18 protein-coding genes are annotated in these 26,397 nt (G+C 43.1%); 2 read left to right on the top strand and 16 right to left on the bottom strand.

Annotated features, from left to right (window positions below):
• Nucleotides 1-24: 24 nt before the first annotated feature.
• From katG to VUI23_RS07830, 3 genes are all read right to left on the bottom strand, one after another.
• Nucleotides 25-2,250: a catalase/peroxidase HPI gene (gene katG, locus VUI23_RS07840; RefSeq protein WP_342807660.1), complete on the bottom strand. Its 2,226-nt coding sequence runs from the start codon at nt 2,248-2,250 to the stop codon at nt 25-27.
• Between the two features lie 437 nt (nt 2,251-2,687).
• The gene (locus VUI23_RS07835; RefSeq protein ID WP_216046979.1) at nt 2,688-3,026 is read right to left on the bottom strand and encodes a P-II family nitrogen regulator; all 339 of its coding nucleotides are present in this window, start codon (nt 3,024-3,026) and stop codon (nt 2,688-2,690) included.
• 62 nt (nt 3,027-3,088) lie between these two features.
• The gene (locus VUI23_RS07830; protein WP_216047043.1) at nt 3,089-3,478 is read right to left on the bottom strand and encodes a Cd(II)/Pb(II)-responsive transcriptional regulator; all 390 of its coding nucleotides are present in this window, start codon (nt 3,476-3,478) and stop codon (nt 3,089-3,091) included.
• 83 nt (nt 3,479-3,561) lie between these two features.
• Between VUI23_RS07830 and VUI23_RS07825 the strand changes: the two genes are divergently transcribed.
• Nucleotides 3,562-3,930 carry a DUF3703 domain-containing protein gene (locus tag VUI23_RS07825; RefSeq protein WP_216046980.1) on the top strand — a complete coding sequence of 123 codons (369 nt, stop codon included), beginning with the start codon at nt 3,562-3,564 and terminating at the stop codon, nt 3,928-3,930.
• Nucleotides 3,931-3,947: 17 nt separating this feature from the next.
• Complete coding sequence (locus VUI23_RS07820; protein ID WP_342807658.1) at nt 3,948-4,892, top strand: cation diffusion facilitator family transporter; 945 nt, start codon at nt 3,948-3,950, stop codon at nt 4,890-4,892.
• Between the two features lie 54 nt (nt 4,893-4,946).
• Here the strand turns inward: VUI23_RS07820 and VUI23_RS07815 are convergent, their stop codons facing one another.
• The 13 genes from VUI23_RS07815 to VUI23_RS07755 all read right to left on the bottom strand — a co-directional run bounded on the left by VUI23_RS07815 (nt 4,947) and on the right by VUI23_RS07755 (nt 26,368).
• Nucleotides 4,947-6,911, bottom strand: a complete 1,965-nt coding sequence (locus VUI23_RS07815; RefSeq protein WP_342807656.1) for a DUF4157 domain-containing protein — start codon at nt 6,909-6,911, stop codon at nt 4,947-4,949.
• A gap of 19 nt (nt 6,912-6,930) precedes the next feature.
• Nucleotides 6,931-11,193, bottom strand: coding sequence for a hypothetical protein (locus VUI23_RS07810; RefSeq protein WP_342807654.1), 4,263 nt, complete (start codon nt 11,191-11,193; stop codon nt 6,931-6,933).
• Entirely contained in the window at nt 11,190-12,605 is a 1,416-nt protein-coding gene (locus VUI23_RS07805) for a hypothetical protein (protein ID WP_342807652.1), read from the bottom strand. The genes VUI23_RS07810 and VUI23_RS07805 overlap by 4 nt, the downstream gene beginning before the upstream one ends.
• 19 nt (nt 12,606-12,624) lie before the next feature.
• Nucleotides 12,625-14,682, bottom strand: coding sequence for an ATP-binding protein (locus VUI23_RS07800; RefSeq protein ID WP_342807650.1), 2,058 nt, complete (start codon nt 14,680-14,682; stop codon nt 12,625-12,627).
• Entirely contained in the window at nt 14,675-16,243 is a 1,569-nt protein-coding gene (locus VUI23_RS07795) for a hypothetical protein (RefSeq protein WP_342807648.1), read from the bottom strand. Before VUI23_RS07795 ends, VUI23_RS07800 begins: the two co-directional genes overlap by 8 nt.
• The gene (locus VUI23_RS07790; RefSeq protein WP_342807646.1) at nt 16,243-18,477 is read right to left on the bottom strand and encodes a phage tail protein; all 2,235 of its coding nucleotides are present in this window, start codon (nt 18,475-18,477) and stop codon (nt 16,243-16,245) included. Before VUI23_RS07790 ends, VUI23_RS07795 begins: the two co-directional genes overlap by 1 nt.
• Nucleotides 18,477-20,666, bottom strand: coding sequence for a putative baseplate assembly protein (locus VUI23_RS07785; RefSeq protein ID WP_342807644.1), 2,190 nt, complete (start codon nt 20,664-20,666; stop codon nt 18,477-18,479). Before VUI23_RS07785 ends, VUI23_RS07790 begins: the two co-directional genes overlap by 1 nt.
• A 6-nt stretch (nt 20,667-20,672) precedes the next feature.
• A complete protein-coding gene (locus VUI23_RS07780) occupies nt 20,673-21,074 on the bottom strand; it encodes a GPW/gp25 family protein (protein WP_216046989.1) in 402 nt (133 codons plus the stop codon).
• Nucleotides 21,071-22,915 (bottom strand): hypothetical protein, encoded by a 1,845-nt coding sequence (locus VUI23_RS07775; protein ID WP_342807642.1) that lies wholly within the window; start codon nt 22,913-22,915, stop codon nt 21,071-21,073. Before VUI23_RS07775 ends, VUI23_RS07780 begins: the two co-directional genes overlap by 4 nt.
• Nucleotides 22,916-22,922: 7 nt before the next feature.
• Nucleotides 22,923-23,582 carry a phage baseplate assembly protein V gene (locus tag VUI23_RS07770; RefSeq protein WP_216046991.1) on the bottom strand — a complete coding sequence of 220 codons (660 nt, stop codon included), beginning with the start codon at nt 23,580-23,582 and terminating at the stop codon, nt 22,923-22,925.
• Nucleotides 23,583-23,644: 62 nt separating this feature from the next.
• Nucleotides 23,645-24,721: a contractile injection system protein, VgrG/Pvc8 family gene (locus tag VUI23_RS07765; RefSeq protein WP_342807640.1), complete on the bottom strand. Its 1,077-nt coding sequence runs from the start codon at nt 24,719-24,721 to the stop codon at nt 23,645-23,647.
• Nucleotides 24,714-24,884 (bottom strand): hypothetical protein, encoded by a 171-nt coding sequence (locus VUI23_RS07760; RefSeq protein ID WP_216046993.1) that lies wholly within the window; start codon nt 24,882-24,884, stop codon nt 24,714-24,716. Before VUI23_RS07760 ends, VUI23_RS07765 begins: the two co-directional genes overlap by 8 nt.
• A complete protein-coding gene (locus VUI23_RS07755) occupies nt 24,881-26,368 on the bottom strand; it encodes a hypothetical protein (RefSeq protein WP_342807638.1) in 1,488 nt (495 codons plus the stop codon). The genes VUI23_RS07760 and VUI23_RS07755 overlap by 4 nt, the downstream gene beginning before the upstream one ends.
• Between the last annotated feature and the right edge of the window lie 29 nt (nt 26,369-26,397).

Raw genomic sequence — 26,397 nt, 5'->3', positions numbered from 1 at the left:
ACTTTATGCTAGTTTGTTAATCGCCTATTGGATGTCAAAGCGATCGGCAGTCATCACCTTTGACCAAGCCTTAACAAAATCGTCTACAAATTGCTGTTTAGCATCATCAGAAGCATAGGCTTCAGACACGGCACGTAACTCTGAATTAGAACCAAACACCAGATCAACAGGTGTTGCCGTCCACTTTAGTTCACCTGACGCCCAATCTCTGCCTTCATACAATCCCGCTTGGTCTTTAGACTTCGCCCACTTGGTAGACATATCTAATAGATTCACGAAAAAATCATTATTCAAACTATCAGTATTGTCAGTAAGCACACCGTGTTTACTTAGGTCGGCATTGGCACCTAAGGTTCGCATGCCCCCCACCAACACTGTCATTTCAGGCACCGTTAGATTTAATGTATTGGCTCTATCTACTAACATCACTGCCGGTGAATAAGCTGCACCTTTTGCGTAATAGTTTCTAAAGCCGTCTGCAGTTGACTCAAGAACCGTAAAGGATTCTACGTCTGTTTGAGCTTGAGTCGCATCGACTCTACCTGCGTAAAATGGCACTTCGACTTTAAAACCTGCATTTTCGGCCGCTTTTTCAATTGCCGCCCCACCACCTAAAACAATGACATCAGCCAAGGATACTTTCTTACCTCGTTTCAATTTTTTATTGAACTCTGTTTGGACTGACTCTAAAGTGGCTAAAACCCGTGCCAATTCCTGTGGATTATTAACATCCCAGTCTTTTTGCGGTGCAAGTCGAACACGTGAACCGTTTGCCCCACCGCGCATATCAGTTGCTCGATAACTCGCAGCGGAGGCCCAAGCAGTTCTCACTAAATCAGCAATGGATAAATCAGTATCGAGTATTGCCGCTTTGAGTTTTCTAACATCCCTATCACTAATTACTTTGTAATCCATTTCTGGCAATGGATCTTGCCAAATTAAATCGACTTTGGGCGCATCTTCACCAACATATCGTGACCTCGGTCCCATATCACGGTGGGTCAATTTGAACCAAGCTTTAGAAAATGCCATTTCAAACTCTTTAGGATCTTCATGAAAACGCTTCGCAATTTTCCGATAAATAGGGTCAAATTTTAACGACAAGTCGGTGGTAAACATGATTGGTGCATGACGTTTAGAAGCATCATGAGCATCCGGCACTAAGTTTGCGCCAGCATTATCTTTAGGGATCCACTGAGTCGCACCTGCGGGACTTTTGGTTTTTACCCACTCGAAAGCAAATAAATTATCTAAATATTGACTTGTCCAAGCTGTTGGATTGACCGACCATGCCCCTTCCAAACCGCTGGTGATAGTGTCTTCAGAATGGCCTTTGCCACATTTGTTTTTCCAACCAAAGCCTTGTTCTTCGACGCCCGCAGCAGCCGGCTCTGCATCCAAACATTCTTCTGGTTTGTGCGCTCCATGGGCTTTACCAAATGTATGTCCACCAGCAATAAGCGCCACTGTCTCCTCGTCATTCATTGCCATGCGACCAAAGGTTTCTCTGATATCTTTTGCTGCAAGTAAGGGATCAGGATTACCATTAGGTCCTTCTGGGTTGACATAAATAAGTCCCATCTGTACTGCTGCAAGGGGCTTTTGAAGCTCTCTATCACCACTATAACGCTCGTCTGCTAACCAGCTTTTTTCTGGTCCCCAGAACACCATATCAGGCTCCCAATCATCATCGCGACCGCCCGCAAAACCGTAAATTGTGAAACCCATTGATTCCATCGCAACATTGCCGGTTAATACCATAAGATCAGCCCAAGAAATTTTACGTCCGTATTTTTGTTTAATTGGCCATAATAAGCGCCTCGCTTTGTCTAAACTTACATTGTCCGGCCAACTATTCAGCGGTTCGAATCGTTGTTGTCCACCTGCGCCGCCCCCTCTGCCATCAGACAATCGATAGGTCCCAGTGCTATGCCAAGCCATGCGCACGAAAAAAGGCCCATAATGTCCATAGTCTGCTGGCCACCAAGGTTGGGAGTCTGTTAAAACAGCTTTAATGTCTTTTCTTACAGCATCAAGATCTAATGTTTCGAATGCTTCTGCATAATTAAAATCATTCCCATAAGGGTTTGATCGCGGATCTTGTTGGCGTAATGGTTGCAAATTGAGTTTATCGGGCCACCAAAAATGCATATTTTTTTGAGTTTCAGCGGCAGTTACTGAATGAATTGCCACCGCCGGTAGAAAGGCAAGTGAAATAGCAGCAAAAAGAGGAACAGTACGTTTAAACATTGTTAAGTCCTGTAATAGGTTTGTATGAGTTCACACAAACTATAGACCTAAAATGAAAACATCAGCTGCGTTTAGCTATTGGAAAATTAGATTACCCTAATCTAATTTAACAATTAATTAACGCAGGCATTAAATCGCAACATAATCAAACAATTAGATATCAACACATTGAAATTATTTAAATCAACGACAGACTTGCAGTAGGCTACTTTTATCAATTAGATTAGCAATATCTTGAGGATAAAAGGATTTATCCATTTCACACTATGAAACGAAGAAAGAAGGGCGTTTTTACTCGGCTAAAATTTCATAGGTATCTAGCATGGGTAATTGCAATACATCAGCTTTTGCCTTTACAAACAAACTTGGATGCATGGCTGAATATTCAGCTTAAAATCTATTTTCTTTTAGTCGAGTAGAAACCGATTAATTAGACCTTAAAGTGCCTCATCATTCTCTTCACCGGTGCGAATACGAATGGCTTGGGCAACTGGGGTGACAAAAATTTTACCGTCGCCAATTTTACCGGTAGCAGCCACTTCCATAATCGCTTCGATACAACGTTCTACATCAGAGTCAGTTACCACTAGTTCAATTTTAACCTTAGGTAAAAAATCCACACTGTACTCAGCGCCGCGATAGGTTTCTTTGTGACCTTTTTGTCTTCCATAACCTTTTACCTCTGTGACTGTAAGGCCAGTGACACCAACCTCCGTCAGTGCAGCTCTAACATCATCAATTTTAAAAGGTTTAATTATAGCTTCAATTTTTTTCATTCAATTTCCCAAATTGTTAAACAAAGGCTCACGTTTAAAAATGGTATACGATTTCCATCAGTTTATACATCTAGTTTTTTCAATACACCGCATTCACCAATAGAATGTCCCGCCGAACAAGAGGAGGCAATTTCAGTTAATACGACTTTTAAATTTGTTAATTCGTCAATGCGTACTGAAACTTCATTGATGTGGTGGTTAACCATTTGATTGACTGATTCACAGCTTCTGTCTGGCTCTTCCCGTAAAGCAATTAATTGCTGGATTTCATTTATAGAGATACCTAACGAACGACATTGACGAATAAACGTTAACTGTTTTAGTGCAGAGGTATCATAGTCGCGATAGTTACTGGCACTGCGCAACGGTTGCTTCAGTAAACCTTGTTTTTCGTAAAAGCGAATTGTCTGAACAGAACAACCAGACTTGGTAGCGAGCATACCTATTTTCATTTTTAGCATCGAAACCTTGACTCTATAGTAGATATAGACTTTACACTGCAATGCTTCAGTCATCAATATGGAAATAAATTGTTATGGGTTACACTGATCACGCAAAACCATTTGTTCTTGAAAAAATTGCGCTAGCTGAACAGGCGAGAAAAAACGGAAATGAACAAAAAGCATTTGGCTTTTTGGAAGACGCGCACGTCATTGGACAAAAATCCACGTACTTACATTGTCTAGTTCATTACTTAATGCTAAAACAAGGTTTTAGTAAGCTAAATTTAATGGAAATCGTTGGCCAAGCATTCCGATTAATCGGCGCTTTTACAAAAACACGTATTGGCTTATTACCGACGGGCAATACTGGTGGTGTGAATGTCAGTCCATTCAAAGCTATGCCGATATCAGCTGACAACCAAAAAATAATAAAAGCAATTGAACGACAAATACAACATTAGGAAACAGAGAATTCCCCATGGGTAAGAGCGATCAGCACGTAAACAGCCACCAGCATGCACATAGCCATCATCACGGGCATTCTCATATGCATGCTCACCAACATACGGCATCCAATCGTATTGGCTGGGCATTCTTTTTAAATGTCACTTTTACCATTATAGAGTTTATTGGTGGATGGTTAACCAATAGCACCGCGATCATGGCAGACGCGGTCCATGATCTAGGTGACAGTTTAGCGATTGGCACAGCCTGGTGGTTGAATAAATTAGGTGAGAAAGATGCAAATCAGGTTTTCACCTATGGCTTCAAACGCTTTTCGTTATTGGGTGCATTGATCAATAGTTTGATACTGATTGTCGGTTCAGTGTGGATAATGTTTGAAGCAATTCCAAGACTGAGTAACCCCGAAATGCCGCAGGCAGAAGGTATGTTTGCTTTAGCCATTTTCGGTATTTTAGTGAATGGTTATGCTGCTTATAAATTAAGTGACGGCGAGACTTTAAACGAACGCGTGTTGAACTGGCATTTAATCGAAGACGTTTTAGGCTGGGTAGCCGTGCTAATTGTGTCTGTGGTGTTGATGTTTAAACCTTGGCCAATTTTAGATCCCATTTTATCCATTGCATTTACGCTATTTATTCTCATCAATGTATTAAAAAATTTAAAAATCACCTTAGTACTTTTTCTGCAGGCAACACCAGACAATACAACCAGGGATGCTGTGAAAAGTATTCTATTATCTCCCAGTAGTGTTGATGATGTTCACCACCTGCACATTTGGTCCTTAGATGGCGAGCAACATGTCATGACAGCACATTTAGTGTTAAATGAACAAATTGGCATTCAATTAATGAAAGATTTAAAAGCCGATCTAAATGCACAATTAGCCCCCTTTAACCTCGCGCACACCACAATAGAGTTTGAGTTTTCAGATGAAAGCTGTCGTGATAGTAAAGCCTAACATAGAACCATTTATCAACAACAGTTGCCGAAATTCCATTAGTCTATTTACCTTCTAGGGGACAATTTCGTTATCACCAATACCAGAGGTAGAATAAATTCCTTTTGATGGAATGCCTCCTTTGGTATTTGCATAAAATACTTCTTGACGTTTTTCTATTGCATTGAGGATATTTTCTACGGTTTTCCCCTCTAAAATACCGGAAAGCATATCGATAATCTCGTGGGGATTAACCTTAGCAGCGTCCGTGGTAAAATAGGTGGGTACTCGAGAACCAATCACATCTGTATTTTCAGTATTTCCGATTTCGCTGCGGACTTCATCTAAATAAGCCATTGATGTACACGCCTGGAAAAACAATACACGATATTTATCAGGGTCAAACTGATCACTTGCTACCATCTCTTTTAAATCATGTTCAGTATCCATTTCAACACCATTTTTTTTGGCTTCTTGATAGCGAGTGCCTCTTCCTGCAGCAGCCATAGCCGCATCAATTCCGATTCTAAAATTTTCTAAAGGAGATGCTTTTTCATCAAAATCTGGACCGCTCCCGTATCGAGCATGACCGTTATAAAGGGTAATTTCCGATGATGAAAGTCCAGCTCCAAACGCACTAGCGGCTCCTACTCCAGGTTCAATTAGGTGTACCCAGACACGAATATCTCTTGTTTCAAAACTGCCATCACTTTTAGGGAAGCGAATAGGAGTGCGTAGTGCCCAAAACTCATCTGAATTTATTCCTAACAAAGCCAGAGCAAATCCACGAGCTGTCAGCCAGTCACGAAATATACGAGCAGAGGCTGTACCACTATCTTCGCCGCTATCCTTGCGTTTATTATCAATATCGACAAATGAGGTATTAACACCTGCATGACCAAAGGCAACCGTCACGTCTAAGCGGTTGTCGGCTAACAATCTGCTGTAATCAAACACATGCTCATGACGCTGATCAACAGCTGGCGCGACCTGATCTAAAAGAATAATTGCATCCTTATCGCACTTATCCAAATCATCACTTAAATATCTCGAACGGAATTGGCTGATAGCTAAACGAGTTTCATCTCCATAGCTACCATCTACGCGATGTAAAGGTAGATCGAATCCCATATCATCCAACGCTCTTTGCACCTTAGATACTGCACCATGAATACCGTTTTGTTGGCTACTTAATGCCTCAATCTGACCATTAGCAATTTTTGTGAGTTGCGGGTCATTTGCAAAGCGCGGGTTATTCAATACAACTAGCGGCGAGTTTTGTTCACTTGGTTTACGTTGTACAGAATGGCTATATCCACTGCTCCCCCCTTTACTTTGTTGAACCACATGAGTCAATTCATGGGCTAACAAATGCATACTATTAGGTTGATTGGCTTGGTAAGCCCCTTGATTAAAAACAATATGATTGGCATAGGTAAATGCTTTAGCTTTTATACCTTTTGCCGCTTGATTGGCCTCACTATTAGTATGTATCCTCACTCCATCAAACGAGCGATTAAAGCGGCTAGAGAAAAATCGGTTCTCTGCTGTAGACAACGGATTACCTCTGCCATTCAAGCCATTAACATAGGAACTTAAGTGACTGGGTTGCTGGTTACCATTATGAGCCGTGTTTGAATTTTCAGTCTTGGCAGAGGCTCGCGGAGATTGAAGCCTTGAAATATAACTAACCTTACCACGATTGCCGCTCATCACTTGATTGGCAATCGCATCTGCCTCTTGTTCATAGGCATCATTGGCCGGCCCCACGGTTAACTTTGTTTGAAGTGTTAATGTCTCTTCTTGCTGTTGTTCACAGTGTTCGCATTTTCGCTGTATCGGGCTGCTTGGCAAGGGAGAACTGACCAACCTTCCCCATAAGGGATTCATTGGCGTTACCCCTGCGCGTTCAGTAGCGTCTTGTTTCGCTGATGTATGCTCAGCCGAATTGGCAGCATGAAATGCCTCAGCAGGCTTTTTTGCTGCTCGTCTTGCGGATATTTCACACTGATTAGCAACACTTGACTGAGCTTTCAGCATAGCTTTCACCTAATTTTGACTAATTAAGATTTAACAACAATTTTTTATCCATGTTCTTTTCCGCTAACGTTGGCGTGCGGGCTTTAATTGTCGCCATTCGTGTTGCTAGCCCTGCTTCTTGCAATACTTTTTTTAACGCCCTAGCTTGCTTATCTGCGGTTTTTACCGATGCCGCTGAATCATCTTTACTGACTAATTCGATGGTTTTTATTTGGGTTGAGCTTTCAGTTAAATTTTTTATTTCCTTCTCTAATGCTGCATCGCGAATTACCTCGTTATTATCGTCAAACCTAACCACGCGGGCTAAATCTCCCGGTACCACACCGATGATTAGACTCGGCGTTATTATAACGAAGGTGATCACCGGACAATTGCTCGGAAATGAAGTGCGTTGACTCGCCATAATAGAATGATTTGGCGAGTCACTTAGGTTAAGCAACTCAGCTATAACTTCATTCTGACGTTTAGTTTGATCCACATTCGGTTTATATTCGAAATTGCCGTGGGCAACAACAATAGGTTTAATGCTGGAATAAAATGAAATTGCACTACCATTATTTAGAAGTTCCCGTAAGGCAATATTTGTGCTCAAGTGTGACTGCCAATTGTTCATAAACAATTGACGAGAACTCGCTTCAGGCTGATTAGTGTCCCAGTAAAATTGCAACGAATTAAGCTCATAATAAGCGGCTTGGTTACTTCCAACCCCAGTATCAAAATCAATTAGAATTTGATCTAATGCAGTTCTTTGCGCTTCATCGACTTGTTGGCCGGGAATGATTTCAATATCAAAGTCCGAGGATGTGACTAGATACATTTGATGGCACTGCGTAGCACTTAACAGTACAGAGGCTTTTTGACACTCACCAAACATGCCTCTAGGTATGGTTAACGTGTCCATATTTTCATCAGGCTCATCCGTCGCTATTCCCAACGTGTTAACAATAGTGTTGGTTTGCTCACGGGTAATTTGCGCGTTATCCTTATCTTCTGAGGGGTGAATGGCACCAGCATGAGTAATGATATAATTCCCAGCTTCCAGCCAAATATCTTTTAAGTTAGCAACTTGATGCTCTGAAATGAAATCACCTGTGCCCTTTTTAAACAGTGGCTGCACATTTAATTTTTTATCATTGTTACTATCAAATACACTGTCTAAGGTGATATTTGAACCCGGCACATATTTCGATACAAATTGGTTAATCCTAATCAGTACTTCTTCAGGATTAGACGTCAGAACATGGTATACAGTATGACAATCAGTTGCTATTTGTTGCTGCTGTTGCTGAACAAAATACACTATAGCGCCATCTCTTTCGCCGGCATTTAGAGACGACGGTAGTGTTTGTTTCACCACGACTGGAATTCCTGTGGCAAAATTGCTCACATCATCAAGTACCGCGTTAGTACTATTGACTCGAGAAGTAGCAATCGCATCCCCTTCACTCACCACGTCACCAGCACTTGCAATAGCGGCTATTAACACTTGCGCCTGACTGGTTACTGCACTCTTCCATGCTTCTTGTAAGGCTTTATGAGCAGTATTTATCACCGCTGAACTGGCTGAGAACTGCACATCAACGACAGGTTTTGCATTGGCGATTGTCCTTTCGAACGTCCGTTCCATTGACGCTAGTAGCTTTTCTGTATCCGCATCGGCGGCAACTTCCACAAGATAGATCTGGTATAGTCGCGTTTCCTGAAACACCTCTGGAATAGATCCTCCTTCACATGCTTTAGTCCGTCTTCGATGGAATAAAACCCACGGATATTGTCCCTTAACCACAAGTTCGTTGGGAACTTTTTCCGGTGGCGGGAATAAGAGATGACTGGCAGTTTCGACAAATCCTTGATTATTCAGAGCGCCTGCGATTTGGTTTAATGCAAGCAATGACTTGTTGTAAAAAAGATTACCTGGGATTAACACCCTTTCATCAGGTACAAATTTACCTGACAAAAAGTTACCTTGTGTCGGCGTTCCATTTACAACCGTGCTGATTTGACCGACTACTTCACATTCACCTGCAGCATTCCATATTTGCGAATAGGTCATATCAACTAAATCAGAGTTACCAAAAAGTGAGGGGCTAGGTATGTTAATCACAATATTTGAACCGAACTCAGTGGTTTCTCGACTTAATATAATATCGTCATTGAGGTTAGCGCCCGTCACTTGATTTATAGGTGTTCCGTCAAGTGTTGTGGTGTATTGCAATGTGCTGTTGCCCACAAACCGGCCATTTAATTTTTTGGTTTCATTGCGCTGGGAAATAGTTTCGATAATCACCTGCCCAGTGATGTTCAGCTCAATAATGATATCCAGAGCAACATCGCGATCGTTGCCTGTGTAGCGCAAGCTCATCTCCATTATAAAGCGCGCAGACACTTGCGCCCTAGCACCTGAGTTTAGGGAAAATACATCTTTATCAGATTGCATCTGTCCCCATAAATTCATGTCTGCATTTACTTTTTGACCTTCAAATGTGGTCGAAGCAGAATTTTCGGTTGCCAAATAAAAAGCTAATTTGTTGTCACTATTTTCGGCTCTAGCAGCACCGGTCATGTCTTTACCAAAATCAAATTGCTGAGCAGATAAGATAGTGTCGCTGGCATTAAGGTTAGACCTCTTTGAAGCAGAATGTAAAACCATTTCATCACGGATACTATTTTTGTCCAAAGTGCCTTTAAAGGCATCCGCAACTAAGTGCAACATCATGCCAAGACCAGCATCGGATGAGTCAATGTGCGCTTGAAATCCAGGTTGAATTTGCGCTTGTTCTAAGAGGTTAATCTGCCCCTCAGGAACCAATATATCGACCTCTTGAATATTTGCAGCATTATCCAGACCAGAGAGCAGACATATGCGCTGCATATGTTGTGCTTCCTCTAAAGCATGATGAACAAAGTCTTCGCGAACTGCGCAAAAGCGCAAATCTACGCCCTTGCCCATTAATTGATAAACTTGCTGATTAATCGATAAGTCAGAGTCTGCTACCACTGGCAAATAACCAGCACTGGGTAATTCAACAATGCCGCAATCAATTAATAATTGTTGGCTTATTTGACTACTTCCTACCGCTTGCAACCTGTCGATGCTAACCCGCAATGCATCCACATCTAAAGTGGTAATACTGACTTGCGATTCTATACTGGCTTTGGGTAATTTTTCAATTTGGGTAAGCTTTGCAGACATGTCCGTGTAGTAAGACAACAAACGTTGCATGTCTGCTGCGGCGCTTTTAAGTAAGGCTTTTTCATCCGCACAGGGATCATGGGTAACGGGGGGATCAAGGGGATCAAAACTGCCTAGGCAATCCCTCAATTGACATTGGAATTGTAATATCTGTGCCAGATAAATTTGCCAGTTGCGCATGCCCATTCTAGCCGCCCAATATTGCTGAGCCGGAGGTACTATGCGCTCACGGCGAACGCCCCAAGCATCTAAGAACACCACTGTATCACCAATTTTTGATAACATGCCAATGGCGATACCTTCGCCACTTAATCCTTCGGCTCCCAAACACCAAGTCGCGGCGTTGAGTCCTTGTTGGCTGATAAGTGATGAAATGGCATTCTTTTCTTGCTCGAAATAAGCACTCACAGTACGTGAGCGAAGATGTTTTTGGGCCAAGCTAACATGAGTGGAACTTTTAAGTGCTTCAGTTAATGTAAGGGGCACAGCTCGAATACTTAAGCCTTCAACAATATGAGTGCGCTGGGTACTGCTTATGCACGCCTCCGAGCATAATTTACCGTAAACGTCTTCTTCACCGCAGTAGGCTTCTAAATGATACAAAACAATCAAATACAATTCTTGATTGGCAAGTACGTTGTTTGAACCTGTATCGGATTTGCGCAACTCACAGGTTTTAAAGTCACTGCTAATGAACTCACTGGATTTAGCCTTTGCCGTGGATGTATTTTGAGTTTGAACCAGCAATTGGCCTAACCCAACTTCGATATCCTGACTTAACACCAACGCTCTGCCTTGCCAGTCATATCCGAGCCCAGCGCTGATCGCTATCTGTTGGCCAGAAGCAAGGGTACAGTCAAAGCCATTTACAATACCACCACCGGCTGCCTGATTGGACAAACGTATTTGGTTCAACAATGCAGCTTGTTCTAATTGCAGATCAGGAGCACGTAGAAACTTACCATCAAAATAATTTAAACGAGTGAGTGAACTAGAACTGTCAATAACATTGTGTCCGCTAGCGTTGGCCTGTCCAGCGGCATTACTCGATATTTTACTACTCACATTGGAAGGTTTAAGACTACTCATGATCCGCTCCTTGTTTTAAACATGTAGATAAAATCATTGCCCTGATAAGCGCTACCTGCAGGGCTGTCGATGCCTCCTGCTAAAGGGATGCGATTACGCCCTAAAATCGGCGTCTCTCCCGTCCCTTTAACAATCAATCTCACAAGCACACCAGCTGGGGCATCACGCAGTTCTATCTGCAAACGATTTTCCGTACTTTGGTAAGAAACACGTTTGATATCGCAGTTCACCCAACCATCTCGAGTATCAAAAGCCGTCACACTAATTCCTTTAACGTCGACACTGGCTTTCATTAAGGGGGAACCAACAACTGTCATATTGATAAACTCGCTGTCTTGCATAGCAACGCTTTGTGAATCAATTCGAGGACCACCAGCATCATCTTCTGGCGTCGCAGAAATATTAGCGACTGACTCCTGTGTTGGATGGCAACTACCGCACAATAAGTCTTGAATAGTTGTGGTAGGCAATATATAGGGCCGCACAAATGGATCGACTTCCCCCTCTATCAGTTGCCACCCTTGTTCGTCTTTATGCAACCTTAAACCATGTAAATTTGCTAACAGCACTTTGCAAGGTGGTGGCTGAGGAAAACTGCCAAATTGGCTACTGCCAACGCTACTTTGTGGTCTGATATCAATGCCATCTAACACCGCAAAATGATTAAACCAATGTTGGCACAGCGCAGCTTTATCGCTGGGTTCAGCTGCCAGTATCTGTGCTTTGGCTTGCAAAACATCCGCGTCACTTTCTAAAATGATTCCGTCATCATCTTCTCTGGCCTCAACCAAACCAAATAGTAAATTCAAGCGATAATAGTCAGTGCTTGCAGACTGCTGATACCCACCTGGTGACAAATACACTTTGACAGTCTCGACAACCCGAGAATAAGCCGTTGAGGTGCTGCTTGCATCACAGCTTTCGCTCAGTGCCGGCACTTGGCGACTTAAACAGCCATGAAATTCCAAGGTCACATGGGCGTCAAATATCACGTCACCGCTTTCTTCATCCACAGTGACGACCTGTTGCAGTGCAACCTCGTCTTGATTGGCTTGATACCAGGCAGCTAAATTTAAGCACGCAGCCTGTTCTAAAAGTAATTCTCGGCCTGCGGCATCCATGGCCAAACCAGAGGTAACTTTTACTTCTCCCAAGAACCGGGTTTGCTCAGAATCTTCACTATCCGCTTGCGGCAAACTCACATCTAGGCCCCACACAACGCCCTGCCCGTGCAACCAAGCATTGTGATACCACATTTTGCCACGATGGTAGGCATCTAAAGTTTGAAAATCGTCGACCCCTAGGAGCATGCCAAAATGCACATACAGAGATCGAAACGGATCCACTGGCAACATTTGGTTAGATAAACCAGCAGTGCCAGATGTTTGATTCACTAATGCTTCTGCGCTCACAATATTTCTCCAATAATCCTTATGATGGGTTCACTTCTCTGAAGGCCTTGCCGGTTTTTTCAAACTCTTTGCGAACAGCCATAATGAAGTGCTCTTGTTGTATATCTTGTTGCTGTTGCGCTGCAGAAAAAGCAGCAGCAACGGCAGCATTTCTAATTTCTCCACCGACCAACGGAAATAAAGAGGCCAGTTGAGTAAAATTCACATCTGCGTTTAAGGGCGCAGTTTGTGGAACATGACAACGCCATAAGTGTTCCCTATCGGTCACATTGGGCTCACGAAAATCCACGATAAAATCAAGTCGACGAATGAACGCCACATCGATGTTATTTCTAAAATTCGTGGCTAAAATTGTCATCCCGTCATACGCCTCTAAACGGGTTAACAAATAAGCCGTTTCAAGATTTGCATATCGGTCGTGGGAATCTGTTACCTCTGTTCGTCTGCCAAAAATGGCATCCGCCTCATCAAACAATAAAACCGCCTGAGACTGCTCGGCAAAACTAAAGACTTTTGCCAAGTTTTTTTCGGTTTCTCCAATCCACTTAGAGACCACGGCTGCCAAATCGACAACCAGCAAATCAACCTGCAGTTCATTTGCCAATACTTCAGCAGATAGGGTTTTTCCAGTACCGGGGACACCAGAAAAAAGCATCCGTACTCCTTTAGCTCCTCTTCGGTTTTGCAAAAACTGCCATTCATCTAACACCTTGTATTGTAATTTCAAACGACCAATGGCTTCTCGAAGCTGCTGTAATTTAGTCTCTGGTAACACTAAATCTGACCATCCTAACCTCGGCGTCACTCGTTTAATTCCTTGCGGTAACAGCGCGCCAGAATACTGCTTAAATGCATGACTAATGTCGCTCAGTGAGTGTTTTTTTTGTGTTGATTGATGTAATGAACGCCAACTTTTGACCCGCTGCATTGCGTGATAAGGATCAAGTGGAAACCAAGAGGCAAGCTGTCCAGCGTCAGATGCAAACTCGGGTAACAACGTCTGCCACATAAGCAAAAGTTCGTTGTGTTCAAGGCGTTGCACGGGAAGATCTAGTTTAATACAGCCAGATTCGATGATATTGATATTGCTAGTTGCGCAAATGATCACACAAGGACAAAATTGATTGAGCACACCTAAATGCAATGCGGTGGTGCTGCGTTGACTGTCGTAAAGTAAAATAGGGACAGCAGCAGACAATACACAATGACATGCCAATTGTTTATATTCTTGCTGGCTAAATTGGTCGTTAAGTTGCACCACTACGGATTTACGCTTTGTTTCTTCTAGTAATGCTAATGCGCGGTTCAAACTGACTAAATTATCCATATCTTGAATCATAATATGGGATTCAAGTGAGTTCGAAATACACAGCTTTGCATCTTCAACAATCGCCGTTTGTAACCACTTAGACAATCCCAGGAAACAACTCTGGATATTCAAAGCAGGCGTCTGTAAAAAGCAAGACTTTCCGGTATTTATTGCATACCAAGTATTGGCGTTAACCATAATTGATTGGGTGAAAATTGGCGCTTGATCTGCTATTTCCACAATCCCAAGGTCGAACAAAACCGACTCATTTAAACAATTACACAAAGATTCTCGGAGTGGCTGATCAGTGCACACCAATTTTGCTAACAGTGCAGCTGTGGGATAAGGCTGTTGCCGCGGGTGTAAAGAACAAAACAGATTTGCAAAACCTTCATGTTCTTGTGCCATTCCACCTAGTACTAACAACTGTATTTCCAATTGCGAAAGATTCAAGCCAAGGACTAGACGAGACAAAGCACTTTGTGCGGAAGTTGTTTCAGATGCATTTGAGTGAGCTTGTTGCACGCTTTTTTTGTAATCGTCGATGGACTGCAAATAGCTATGCAAAAAGTCCACTCCAGATTGAATGTAGGTATCATCTTTACTAAAATTCACCTCTAACAACTGAATTAAGTTATTGGTGAGAAATACTACTTGTTCTAGCACAGGGCCTCTGCACTCGGCCGATGGCTCAGTACCAAGAACAGAATCAAATAAAGGAACAGGTTGCTTAGCGACGCCCGCTAAATAATGTAATGAGTCATTCATAATAAAACTTCACTACGTAACCTAACCATGGCACATAATCAGGATTCAAATCTAAACCTGCAGCACGGATTTGCGTATCAATCGCATCCATTTCAAATACAATGTTTACCCAACCGGCTTGATACTCTATCCGTGCATTACGCTGACATAACCAGTCAAATGTCTTGCTCACGTTGTTGTTCAAAGGTTTAGTTAAGCTTGTGTATATTGCTAATTTAATTTTCTCGGCAAAGATTTGATAGTCAGCCTTATCCTCAGTGCTGATAGCACAATCATCATCTAGAGTAGGCTCAAACACCATTAATTCACCACTGAATACGTTAAGCGCAGGATCGAATGTCCCTTGTGGCTGTAGATATTGGCCCAATAGGTTTAATTGCTGAATAAGTGGGTAAGGTTTATCCACTAAAGTGGCTAATTGTTGTTGCCATTTTGGCTGTTTAAGAATATTCAATACATACAAAATTCCAGCAAAGCTGCTTAACAGCGCCACTTTTTCTGCACTTAGCACGGAAATAGGTTCTGCCTGACGAAAAACAGTGAAATTATTGTCATTCTGCTGTCTAGTCGCTTGCAGGCTATTTGGTTGGTTATGTTGGTGGTTGAAAGGAAATGCGGTGGAAACGACTCCAGCCACCGTTTTAATTTCCTCAACTAATTGCATCACGTAGGCAGTTAAACTCTGATTATTGGAAATAACCTTACGAACACCACTACCCGACCATTCCGATAAAACGCCGGAAAATAGTAAACACTTAATATCATCCACATTCAGTTTTGTTATTTTATTAAGGTCAATTCCTGAATGTCCGTTATTTAACTGCATGCTTAAGTAACCTTTGATCCATTCAGGCAACAGTGTAATTTCATCAATACGACGATTACTCTGTGACGCCAAATAGCGGCGAAAGGTAACAACAAGGCCTGACCAATTAATCTCTACATGGGTGTTGATATGCGCTGTAATAGACACCCAATTTGGCGTAAATTCTAACAATCCATCAATCAGTTTCAGGGCATCATCAAACTCAATAATTCTTCGTGCAATTAAAATCTCTAGTCGGCCCTCAACAGCGAGTCCAATTAACACCGCTTTGAGCAGAGTTGGTTGCCTAATTAGATAGGCCAGCCATTGTGATTTCGCTTCTTGCAGGTTTAGGCTAGATTGAGAGACAATCCCCATTTGATGCCATGCCCAAACATGACTAAGTTGTTGCGCTGCCAAATCAATAGCAACGGATTTAAGGGCTTCAACTTTTGAGCGATAATGAATCCATTTTTTAGCGTCAGCAGTTGCAAATAACTTCTGTAAAGATGATTCAAGCTCGATTAGCCAACATTCAAATATCTCAACATCAGTTTTGCTGTTATCAAAATCGATGGGCAGATACCAATTGCGAATACAGATTATATCTCTTTGTGAATATCCACTGTGCAATAACGCCAAATCAACGTACTCACGTAATAATTGTTCGGTGAGGTAATCTAATCTCGCCTTGTAAGTGCGTTGAGAGGCGCTTAACTGATAACGACGCAATACTTGATTGATTTGAATGTCCATCAGCCAACCCTCGAGTCAAAACCCACTTGACTATTACCGATTATGGTTCCAGATTTGGCCTGCCCCAACACATCAGTTGTACCCAGAATCGATTTGCCAATTTGCAATTGTCCAAATCCTGAACTTTGACCAACCACCGAAGACATACCTAAATGCAAGCCAGTTCCCACCCTCATACCTGAGTCAACGGAACATATATCGAAAACCGTATGCGCTGGACGATGAACCTCTAAAATATGTTCAATTACAGCACGCTTTTCTTCATCTAGAATTAGCGGCACAATGACGCTGAATTTATGGGCGTGCAGTGCTATTGCATCAGAATAGCTAAAGGACGATTGTACATCTGCTGCATTCGAATCTTGTTCATTGATAACACTGGTAGTATCAGCCTCCCCTAATTTTCCGCCAATCCGAAAGCCCGCGCCAAGAATCGAGTTTGCCGCTAGGGAATCATCTTCACCGACAAATGCACCACCTAAACCGCGCACCTGATAATGCTCAATAATGGTGATATCACGCTGTAAATAAATTTCGATAAAACGCTTTAATCCAGCGACAGTACCGCGATATTTAAATAGCCACATTGCGTGTTTAATGATCTGTCTTTGGGTTGTTTCAGGCCAACGATTGTCAAGCTCTATTCCAAGTAAACTGCTAAGCCAAGGCAATACAGATATTGGTGAGCAAAGTGGATCGAGTAAACAATGGCGCGTATCCGAACGTTGTTCAAGTTCATCAAAATTAGTGTTTAATAAGGTTAAATATCGATGTAAAAAGTCACTTGCAGCCCCTTGCTCTGAAAAAACACGGGGTAAACGTCGTAATAAATCCAGCGCAGGATATTCCACCCGAATATTTTTGATCTTAGGTGATGCATGTGATTTTCCAAAGAGATCGATGACTAACCAAAGATAGCGCCCTGGCGGCGCATTAACCGGTGCTTCATAGGTCCGCCAAGGTTCGTCGCTAAACGACCAAGGTAATTCTCGGTTTTGACTACGTCTATGCAATTTTTGACTAACTAACACTTCATTTACCGCTAATTTAGATGGCAGCGGCGGCGTTAGATCAGGTCTGGTTAATTCATACTCTCCAATATTTTGTGGTGCAGTGGCGTCTACTTGGGGACCATTTAAATGTTCATCACTAACAATGTAACCCAGTTTTATAGAGGTCCCAACTGGCAAACAGGCATCAATGAATATCCTACCCCAGCGACGCTGCATTTCATTATTATCGAGCCTAAAACACACTATGCGACCTTGGCTGCTATATTGAGTTTTGGCCACAGTTGCATACATCAACCCTTTAGCAGACCAATAAACCACTTTGCCAAAGGGGTCTAATGCAATGCCCCGTCCGTCATAATAAGGAGCTTGCAGGTGAGGCATTTGCGCAATACTGTTGGGAGTGATTCTAAACCGCTGAAAATCAGCATTTGGCGCGCCAGACACAACAATCATATTATCGTCAGTAGCTAAAATATCACTGGCAAATGGGACGTCAATTAATTCATTTTCGCCATCTATCGCCCATAGCACCGCAGACTCCTCGCCTGCGCCTAATAATACGAAGATGCGGCCATCTGTATCGACTGTCACACTATTGATAGCTAAATCACTGACATCATTGGGAAACTTAAGATCCATTTCAATTGGCATACTAGTGGCGTCAAATCTGACTAAGCTAGTAGATTGATTGAGCTGATTGCCCATATCCGGGGGTGTCACAGGCGACACAACAACAAATACTTGTTGGCCGTCACCACGAATGACACTGGGGGTGCCGTCGAGATGAACACTGCGCAATAATGTATTGTCAATTAGATCAAATATTAAGATCCGCTGATTGCCGCTATCAGCAATAAATAGTCGTCCTTTTTTATCCACAGCAAGACCGATAGGAAGACTTAAATCAGATTGCACTTGCTGACCAACAAATTCACCATAAACCTGTTGCGATCTATGAAACAGAGATTTAGCCAAACTTGGCTGGCGCTTTTCAGTCCATAATAATTTATTAATCCCATTGTCTTCAGGAACCGAATGATAAAGACGACACCAAGGGTCAAACGTCAGACCTGCGGGTTTCACTTTAAAAGCATGGGAATCGTGCAAGTGTTGATGATGCCAGGCCAACTGAACGATTTGTTGTTGTATATCCACACTGGTATTTTCGTGAGCGACACGCATCCACTGATCAACACCGGCAATCATGGCAAACTGAGACATCAGCACACTTCCTTAATCACTGGCACAGGCACAGCTATGGCATCAGATTCAGTGGGCGATATAATCTCTCCAGGGCTGAGCGTAATGGGGCCGTTTTCAACAGTGATAGCAATTAATTCCGGTACCTCATTCTTTTGCAGCGTAACAGTATTCGGAATTTCATTGCCTGCAGAATCCCACCCAACCAATTCCAAACCTTCTAAATATTCGACCCCTTCGACTTGATGGGCTGCGGCTTCCAATTCAGCGTTATGCACTCGACGTCCCAGCGGCCAACCATGCCCGCCTGGTCCATAAGGGGGTAAGGGGGCTAGAAATTGACGCAATGCCAGTTCCACCCAATGGCGAACGGCATCAATACCGAAGCCATTTTTCACTTTGACTCCCACAGCAATGGCAACCGGCACATACTTAGGCGGCAACACATATATTTCCGTGGTGATTAAACGTCTCGCATCTAAAAATCGACAGACACTACGAAGCTGATTCTTGTTAGGAAGTGGCGCATTAGGATTGTGTTTATCTTCTTTTGGCCACACCACCACACTAACAACACCGGCAGATTCTAATTGTGGTAGTTGAGGATGATAACGGGGTAAAACTTCAGCACGAGCCAAATCCGCACCAGGTGCCTGCAGCGCTAATTCTTTAAAATCTGAACGGGTGACAGCTCGATTGCGTCTGCGCAGCTCACTGGGGATCCGCTCTAAAGCGGCTTCCAAGGTTTCTGCATCTGTACCGCCATAAGCATTAAGGGGATTACTCACTTTAACTAGCGGATTAGCAACAAGTTTGTTAATTGCTGCGGCCGCCACATTACCTACTCTGCCACCTCCGTAACGATATTGAATCACTCTTACCCGCTGACCTATTTGCACAACGGCTCCGTTAATACCTGTGCCAAAACGGATTTGTCCACCTTGCTTATCCAGCATAAAATGCCGATCACTTTCAGTGCTTGCATAAAAGCCTTCAACTTCGTGCCAGTCGGTCCAGCCTTGGGGCTCTTCAACTTGCAATCTAACTGAGTTGGCCAATACCTGTTGATGATTTAGTGCATAAACTTGATTAGGTTGGCCGTTTCCGGTGCCAATAAATTCAGACTTCCCTTGAACCGCTTGTTCAGCCAATGTGGTATTAGCGCCAATAAAGGTAATTTTACCAATGGCAGTGTCATCATTGCGAAAAGCACGCAACCAACAAATAACCCGAGATTGTGTATCGTCATCCAAAATGGGGGGGAAATCGCCAACGCCCTGCATGTTGACATCATCGAGTTGATACACCGACATATTTTGCTGTTCAGTGGGCATTTGCAAACGAACGACGCCTTCTTTTTCTAATCCGTTGGTGGTATCTCCTTGTATCTGCAACGGATAATAGATAGGTTTATTTTGACTATTAATTCGTCCCGTAGATATTTGCCAACTAACCGGACTCCCCGTAGCTTGCATCCCTTCGCCAGGACAACGAAAACGTAGTGCAAAATCGGCACTATGGTGATCAAGATCGTCCTCTAATCTAATCTCAGGAATGAAACCGATATTGAGTAAAAGAGGCGCTTTGGGATGCGCCAATAAATTTTGTTTAATCAATTCTGTTTCTGTGGCTTTTTCTGCCAATATGGCCACCCACAAAATCCCATCAACTGAGCTATTCATATCCCTGGAAAGTCCAGGCTCATCCTGCCAAATCGTTTCGGTGTGATAGGGCTGGGTTGCACTTGCATCAACACTTGCCGCTGCCTGTTGATAGAAAATACCTTCTTCGCTATCTTCATCAGGAACTTGATCGATTACCTTGAGCACACCTAGGGCAGATACCGGTAAAACATGTACTTCTTGCAAGGTGGTAAATTTCAGATCACCAGCGCTAGCTTGACTCGCTAGCTTGGCAGCAACACCTTGCGGTTCTTTTGTTGATAAAGACAGCATTGCGGTGGCTGGATACGCACTTTTTAATGGAATTTGTAACAGTCGCAAAAATTCCATTTTGGTGGAATCGGGTATTTGATTAAAACGATAGAGCAGATTTTCAGTCAAATAAGAGAATAATTCGATCAGAGCAATCCCTGGATCGCTAGGGTTATGATCCGTCCATTCGGGCGCGTAGACCGGGATACGTGCTATCAATTCATCACGGATTTGCTGATATGATCGGTCGTCTAAAATCGGTTTATTTAGGCTCATCCTTAGCTACTCCAGATAAAAGGGAAATACAAGATTTTCACGACTTCCGTCCTGAACATGAGAATATCGAATGCTGATCATTGCGACAGAGGGATCTTCGCCACCATTCACTTTGACTTCTTCGAGCTTTATTCTTGGTTCCCAACGGCTAAGAGCTCGTTCAATATCCCGCTGTATCCCAGACCAAGTAGCAGAATTATTCGGTTGCATTAAGTAACGTCGTAAACCACAGCCAAAATTAGGTCGCATAATTCGCTCCATAGGCTCAGTCTGCAAAATCATCCAAATTGACTGTCGCACTTTTTCAGCACCTTCAACATAAGCGATAGTTTTATCTGCTTGGCTAGGTTGGACTGGAAATGCCCAGCCCTTGCCTAAAAATGCCTTCAGTGGGGACGACTGGGTCATGCAGCCTCCTTGTTCAATTCAACTTTTTCAAAGTACACTAAGCCACTATCAGGAGTGGGCAGTATCCCCGCTAATTCAGGGTGTTTTACGTCTTGATACTCCGTTTGCATAGCGATAAAAATGCCCGCCAGTTCATTCAAACTGAGACTGCTTAAACCTGGGCTATCGCCACCATTTTTGATGTCAGCTCGCATGTCGTCACTGGCATTGATGCCGTTGGCTATCATTAATCCTAAGTCGTTAGCCAAAACCCCTTCATCCACGTAGGTTTTTTCGTTATCTTTTCCTTTATTTACAGTGATACTGAAATTCGGTTGATTAAATTTAGCTTCCAAATCGGGACCTTCAATGGCCACCTGAACCGCTAAATCAGCCGTAAATTCGGTCATCAGTTCGACATGAGCATCAATCGAGGCATTAAAATCTGCGCCAAAAGAACCGTCAAAATTCAAGCTGCCCACCAAGCCCGCATCAAACTGAAATGAGGGTGGAATACAAAATTTTAGTTTTAGCAAAAACCATAAATTGAAAATGAATAGCAAAATAGGTAAAAACAGACGGAATAAAAACATCGCAACAATGAAAAAAAGAAAAATCGAGAAGAAACAGATTTGCTGACCCGCGCGAGTTAACGGCTCTCCGCCTTGGGGCATATCCATACTATCAGTGGCAAAGTTAAGGGACGACTCCGCTGGAGCTATAATCCGAGCACTTGCTCCTCGCCCTGCAGGGGCATTATTGACTTGATTACGAATAGCCGGTAAGTCAGGTAATTTGATATTTACCGGTCGATGGCTAGTGCCATCTAGATCAAAATGAGCAGCAATTTTATAACCTTCGGTTGCTTCACTCCAAATTACATCACCGCAACAGTCAGTGTGGTTTTTCTGAATGGGGAATTGACTATGGTGTCGACGCACAAAACAACGTATTTCATATAGATCAGCGTCATCAAACCTTGGATTATTGTTGCTATCAACATCAGCTAAACTAGTTGGTATAACGCCAAACCAAAGGGTTTTGCCATTGGCAGAGTGATTAGGATTAGTTGGATCAGCGATAAGCGGATACATGGGAATTACCTGTTCTGTAATCTGCTCAGGTGTTTCTTCAATTGGGAGCCAGTTTCCCACGCCTTTTAAATCACTGGACTTCCAACCTTGTAGTTCAATTTTAATGTCGCCGCTTTGGCTCAATTGGTCTAACTGTCCATTGGTGTCTTGCAGCTTTTCAGTGAGTTTTTCAGCCGTACCAGACTGCAAACCAGAAAATAATCGCGCGCTTTTGGTTTTTAACAGTCCACTAATATCGCTGCTCTGTTGAGATTCTTGCAACTGTGCTGTTTTTACTTGCATATTGACTTTATTGAGGTCATTTTGCAGTTGGCTGCGTTGCTGTAATAAGGTCTCAACTTTGCCTTTTAGTTCCGGTGTGATAACTGGCACACGACGACGAACCACAAATCCTGCTTCACACACTTTGTTACGCTCGACTTGCGGGAACCCAGCCACATCACAATGCAATTCACACACCACAACATAAAAACGGCTATGGGTATCTAGGTAAAGTTTCAAAGGAGTGTGAGACTGCGCGCGCTCTATGGGAGTAATCACCTGATTAGGATCAGCACTAAAAGGTTGAACAAAGTCTTCACTATTAAAGCGCAATGAGTGCTGCGGTTCATTGACAAGATTGTTCGCAAAATTAGCATCCGCATATTTCTGAATAATAGGAGCAGAAAAGCGGTTTAAAGCCGTCTTGGTGACCGCGTAACCACCTAAAGAAGAAGGACGATACCACGGACCAACCAATTTCCAAGGATGCTCTGATGTATTTAACATGGCAGAGTTACCATAAGTTACCTACCCCAGGAGTATAAGAAGGTGACACTACAGCGGCACTGGCGATGAGCGTTGTACAATTGATAATACCGTCAAAATTAGCCACTGGTGCGTGCACGTTAAACGCCGCAGCGTTCAATTCAACCGTAGAATTAGCGGTAATTTCGATGGCACCAGACGCTGAAAATTCGATTTTATGACCTCCTGAATGTGTCAACGTTATGGCACTCGATGCCTCATCCAATATCAGTTCATGCCCACCTGCGGTTTTTAATGTAATTTTGGCTGCTCCTTGACTATCATCAAATTTAAGTTCACTTCCCGAGCGGGTTTTTAAAGTACGAATGTTGTTTGCATCTTCAGCTTGTTCCGGTGGCACAGCCGCACCGTTCCAACAAGAACCGATAATATATGGTCGACGTAAATTACCTGCCTCAAACGCAACGACCACTTGAGAATCTACTTCAGGCATAATTTGTAAACCTTGATCATCATCCGCATAAGGTGTAGTCAACGTACTCCAAGCTTCAACATTTGAATCACTCAACCAAGGAAAACTGACTAACACTCTTCCCAAATTTTGAGGATCAACAAGATTTACCACTATCGCCGGATAAACACCGAAATAGCGTTGTCTGCCGCCATCAGGCGCATATTGATTTGTCATCTGCCACTCCTTAAATGCATGTTGTATCCTCAATTGAAAATTGTATAAATAAATCCATCTCGCTAATTAATATATGCTCGTTGAGCTTCAAAATGAGTTTGATGCCCCTCCGCCAAGGTGAATAATTGCTCCAGCTTAGTCACGTAATAACCATCTCCAGAAAACGGTGTTCCAATTTGCTCTAAAGTAATAGAGCTACCGACTACTAAATCTGCAACACCTACCGATATGGCATTGACAGTTACAAATTGCCGCGCCCTGCGTTGCATCTCAGCTATCGCCCAAACTGAAGCCTCTTCAGCTTGCAAGGGCACTTCCATTACGCGTTTGCTAATCCGTTCACCAAAGGCATTTTTCAAGATACTGACACCTGAACGCCCTGCTCCGATTTCGCTGCTAATGGCATCTTCATCTACCCACTCATCGATGGGTTGTTTTTGTGTAGCGTCATATCCAGCGACGTGCACTTTTGTTTTTTGATGGGCTAAATCTGCACTTACCCGTACCTGCATCAAATCTGTGCCTCGAATTAACGTCAAACTAGTGCCACTGCGCTTATCTCGCGTTTTAAAATGTAAGGTTTCAGCATCTACCCATACTTCTGCTTGCAGTAAACGGGCGCGCTCCCGCAAAAATGCAAGATCGCTCATATTGCACTGCTGAATTTGGTTATAAGTAGGTCCATCCGCATCCACCTCAATTTGTAAACCATGTTGGTTGGCGATTTCCTCGACAATTTGTTGATCACTCATTTCTTCGTAGGTTTTTGAGATACGAGTCATACGCAAATCCATCAATCTATCTTCCGCGCAAAAACTAAATTCTGGCTCTTGTCCTTCTTCAAAATGGATTTCCAACGCACTGATATAGCCATTAAAAATCAATCGCTGCCGGCTACCTGCACCAATGGCTACTTTCACCTGTTTGCCGAAATCCAAATAACGTCCATCTAAATACAACAAACTCTCTGCTCTTTGCCCTGCCATTGGTCCAATTGCGGTAAACCTTGCTTCAAGGGTTTTGAGTCCGTCTAGCCCCTCTTTTACACTCATGTACACCACATCTCGAATCAGTTCATTGATGTCTTCACCATCCACGTTAAATGCTGGTTTGGCGTTAAAAAATAGCGAGTCAGTCATCCAAACCTTCTGCTTTAGTTCGTTGTGATTTACTAAATTGACGTTTAATCGCTGCTTCTATTTTTTGTTGTTCTAGATAGCGCATATCCGTTTCTTGTTTACCTTGCTCACGCTCAGGTTGAACAACCACTTCAGTTACAATGCGCTCAATATAGGCGGTCATTTCATTACTCCATTACATAGACATGCACTCGATTGGCCCGAACTTGAACTCCCCTTTGACCCAGAATCAATTGCTTGTCGCTGAGTATCTTTGTGAGGTAAAGCCACCCAAGCCGGAGTCGAGGCGTTAGAACTAAAAGGGACATCTCGCGTATTGCGAGCAATGGAACTATCACGGTCTGTGTACACTTTCATAAGGCTTTGAGTTTGCGACACGCCAAATAAAGGCTCTAATGGAATGCCTTGACCATAGGTGATCGCTCTTTGATCGATAACTTCTGAGAGAACAGCAGATTCATCTGATGCTTTTGTAACACCTGTATTGTGTGCTCGAACCAGAGGGGTACGGGTAATAGACGCATTGTTATCAGTTGCAATGGCGAGATCTCGATCGGCCAAACTAACAGAACTGAACAAATCGCTATTGATACCAAATGCAGACACACTCATTTGGGTTTGCTGTTGATTCTTTTGAAATTTAACGGCATTAATCGTTGCACCAATACCACCGAGACTAGACATTGCTTTGCCCGCAGAATCAGCATCGCCTTTGTTATTTGCAGAAACCATAGAGCCGGCAATATCTGACTCTGAGGAATTGGACAAATTTAAAGCCGAAGATGCTTTTTGGTTAACATCTGAATCGGCATTTACACCACTACTAACACCGATACCAGGACTACTATCTGAGGCTGAATTAAACGCAACCTGACTGCCGGCGGCAAGATTTCCCCCTCCATTTGAGCCAGTATCCAAGCCTCGCCATGCGGCTGGGTCTACTCCCATTCTGGCTGCGAACTCAGCGCCCATTTCCCCCTCTAACGCTAAACCCACTTTTGCTCCAGCGGATAAGCCGATACCGGCACTAACACCTATACCAGCGCTAATACCTATGCCTGCAGAGACACCTAATCCCGCCCCCATACTCACACCTGCAGAGAAGCCTAAATTAGTTCCAGCTCCTGGTAATGCAGACTTCGCTCCTGGACTTTTTGCATTGCCAGTACCGCGATTTGCAGGCTTAAAAACGATTGTCGGGTCTTGCTCTTTTATACTTAAATTAACCTTTGCTCTTAACGGATACCCGTTAGCTGCAAAGTGCTCCAGACTGACATCAATACTGTCAGCAATACCAACGACGGTAAGGTCTCCCCAGCTGAATTTAAGTTTAGGAGGCGGATCAGGATTGTTTTCTGGTGTGGATATAAATTGTTCTAATTGTTTGGTTTTTTGACGCACCGAAACAGGCGCATTTTGACTGCCTTCATCGGCAGTATCAAAAACAAGTTCCATGCTAAGGACACGAGAGCTATTCCCCGTTTGTTGACGCACCTGTTTGGCTGCTGAACGACCGCCTTCAATTTGATTGGTAATGCGTATTTTTAATGAGGACGGATTAAATTGCACAGGAAAAGCTTCACCATCTTCGGTTTCCGCTTCATCAGCCAAGACCTTTTGTAATGTTGCTTTTACTAAATTACTCACTAATACAATCCTTATATTGTTATCACAAT

This window comes from Alteromonas sp. M12 (assembly GCF_037478005.1).
GTDB lineage: Bacteria > Pseudomonadota > Gammaproteobacteria > Enterobacterales > Alteromonadaceae > Aliiglaciecola > Aliiglaciecola lipolytica_A.
The sequence above is the reverse complement of the archived record's forward strand: the minus strand, read 5'-3'. Positions and strand labels throughout refer to the sequence as shown.

Coding starts and splice junctions, on each gene's coding strand:
- VUI23_RS07795 (WP_342807648.1), bottom strand. CDS start 16,243: ATGGACATTCAAATCAATCAAGTATTGCGTCGTTATCAGTTAAGCGCC.
- VUI23_RS07765 (WP_342807640.1), bottom strand. CDS start 24,721: ATGACTGACTCGCTATTTTTTAACGCCAAACCAGCATTTAACGTGGAT.
- VUI23_RS07825 (WP_216046980.1), top strand. CDS start 3,562: ATGGGTTACACTGATCACGCAAAACCATTTGTTCTTGAAAAAATTGCG.
- VUI23_RS07785 (WP_342807644.1), bottom strand. CDS start 20,666: ATGAGCCTAAATAAACCGATTTTAGACGACCGATCATATCAGCAAATC.
- VUI23_RS07780 (WP_216046989.1), bottom strand. CDS start 21,074: ATGACCCAGTCGTCCCCACTGAAGGCATTTTTAGGCAAGGGCTGGGCA.
- VUI23_RS07775 (WP_342807642.1), bottom strand. CDS start 22,915: ATGTTAAATACATCAGAGCATCCTTGGAAATTGGTTGGTCCGTGGTAT.
- VUI23_RS07790 (WP_342807646.1), bottom strand. CDS start 18,477: ATGTCTCAGTTTGCCATGATTGCCGGTGTTGATCAGTGGATGCGTGTC.
- VUI23_RS07820 (WP_342807658.1), top strand. CDS start 3,948: ATGGGTAAGAGCGATCAGCACGTAAACAGCCACCAGCATGCACATAGC.
- VUI23_RS07800 (WP_342807650.1), bottom strand. CDS start 14,682: ATGAATGACTCATTACATTATTTAGCGGGCGTCGCTAAGCAACCTGTT.
- VUI23_RS07815 (WP_342807656.1), bottom strand. CDS start 6,911: ATGCTGAAAGCTCAGTCAAGTGTTGCTAATCAGTGTGAAATATCCGCA.
- VUI23_RS07760 (WP_216046993.1), bottom strand. CDS start 24,884: ATGACCGCCTATATTGAGCGCATTGTAACTGAAGTGGTTGTTCAACCT.
- VUI23_RS07810 (WP_342807654.1), bottom strand. CDS start 11,193: ATGAGTAGTCTTAAACCTTCCAATGTGAGTAGTAAAATATCGAGTAAT.
- katG (WP_342807660.1), bottom strand. CDS start 2,250: ATGTTTAAACGTACTGTTCCTCTTTTTGCTGCTATTTCACTTGCCTTT.
- VUI23_RS07835 (WP_216046979.1), bottom strand. CDS start 3,026: ATGAAAAAAATTGAAGCTATAATTAAACCTTTTAAAATTGATGATGTT.
- VUI23_RS07830 (WP_216047043.1), bottom strand. CDS start 3,478: ATGAAAATAGGTATGCTCGCTACCAAGTCTGGTTGTTCTGTTCAGACA.
- VUI23_RS07770 (WP_216046991.1), bottom strand. CDS start 23,582: ATGACAAATCAATATGCGCCTGATGGCGGCAGACAACGCTATTTCGGT.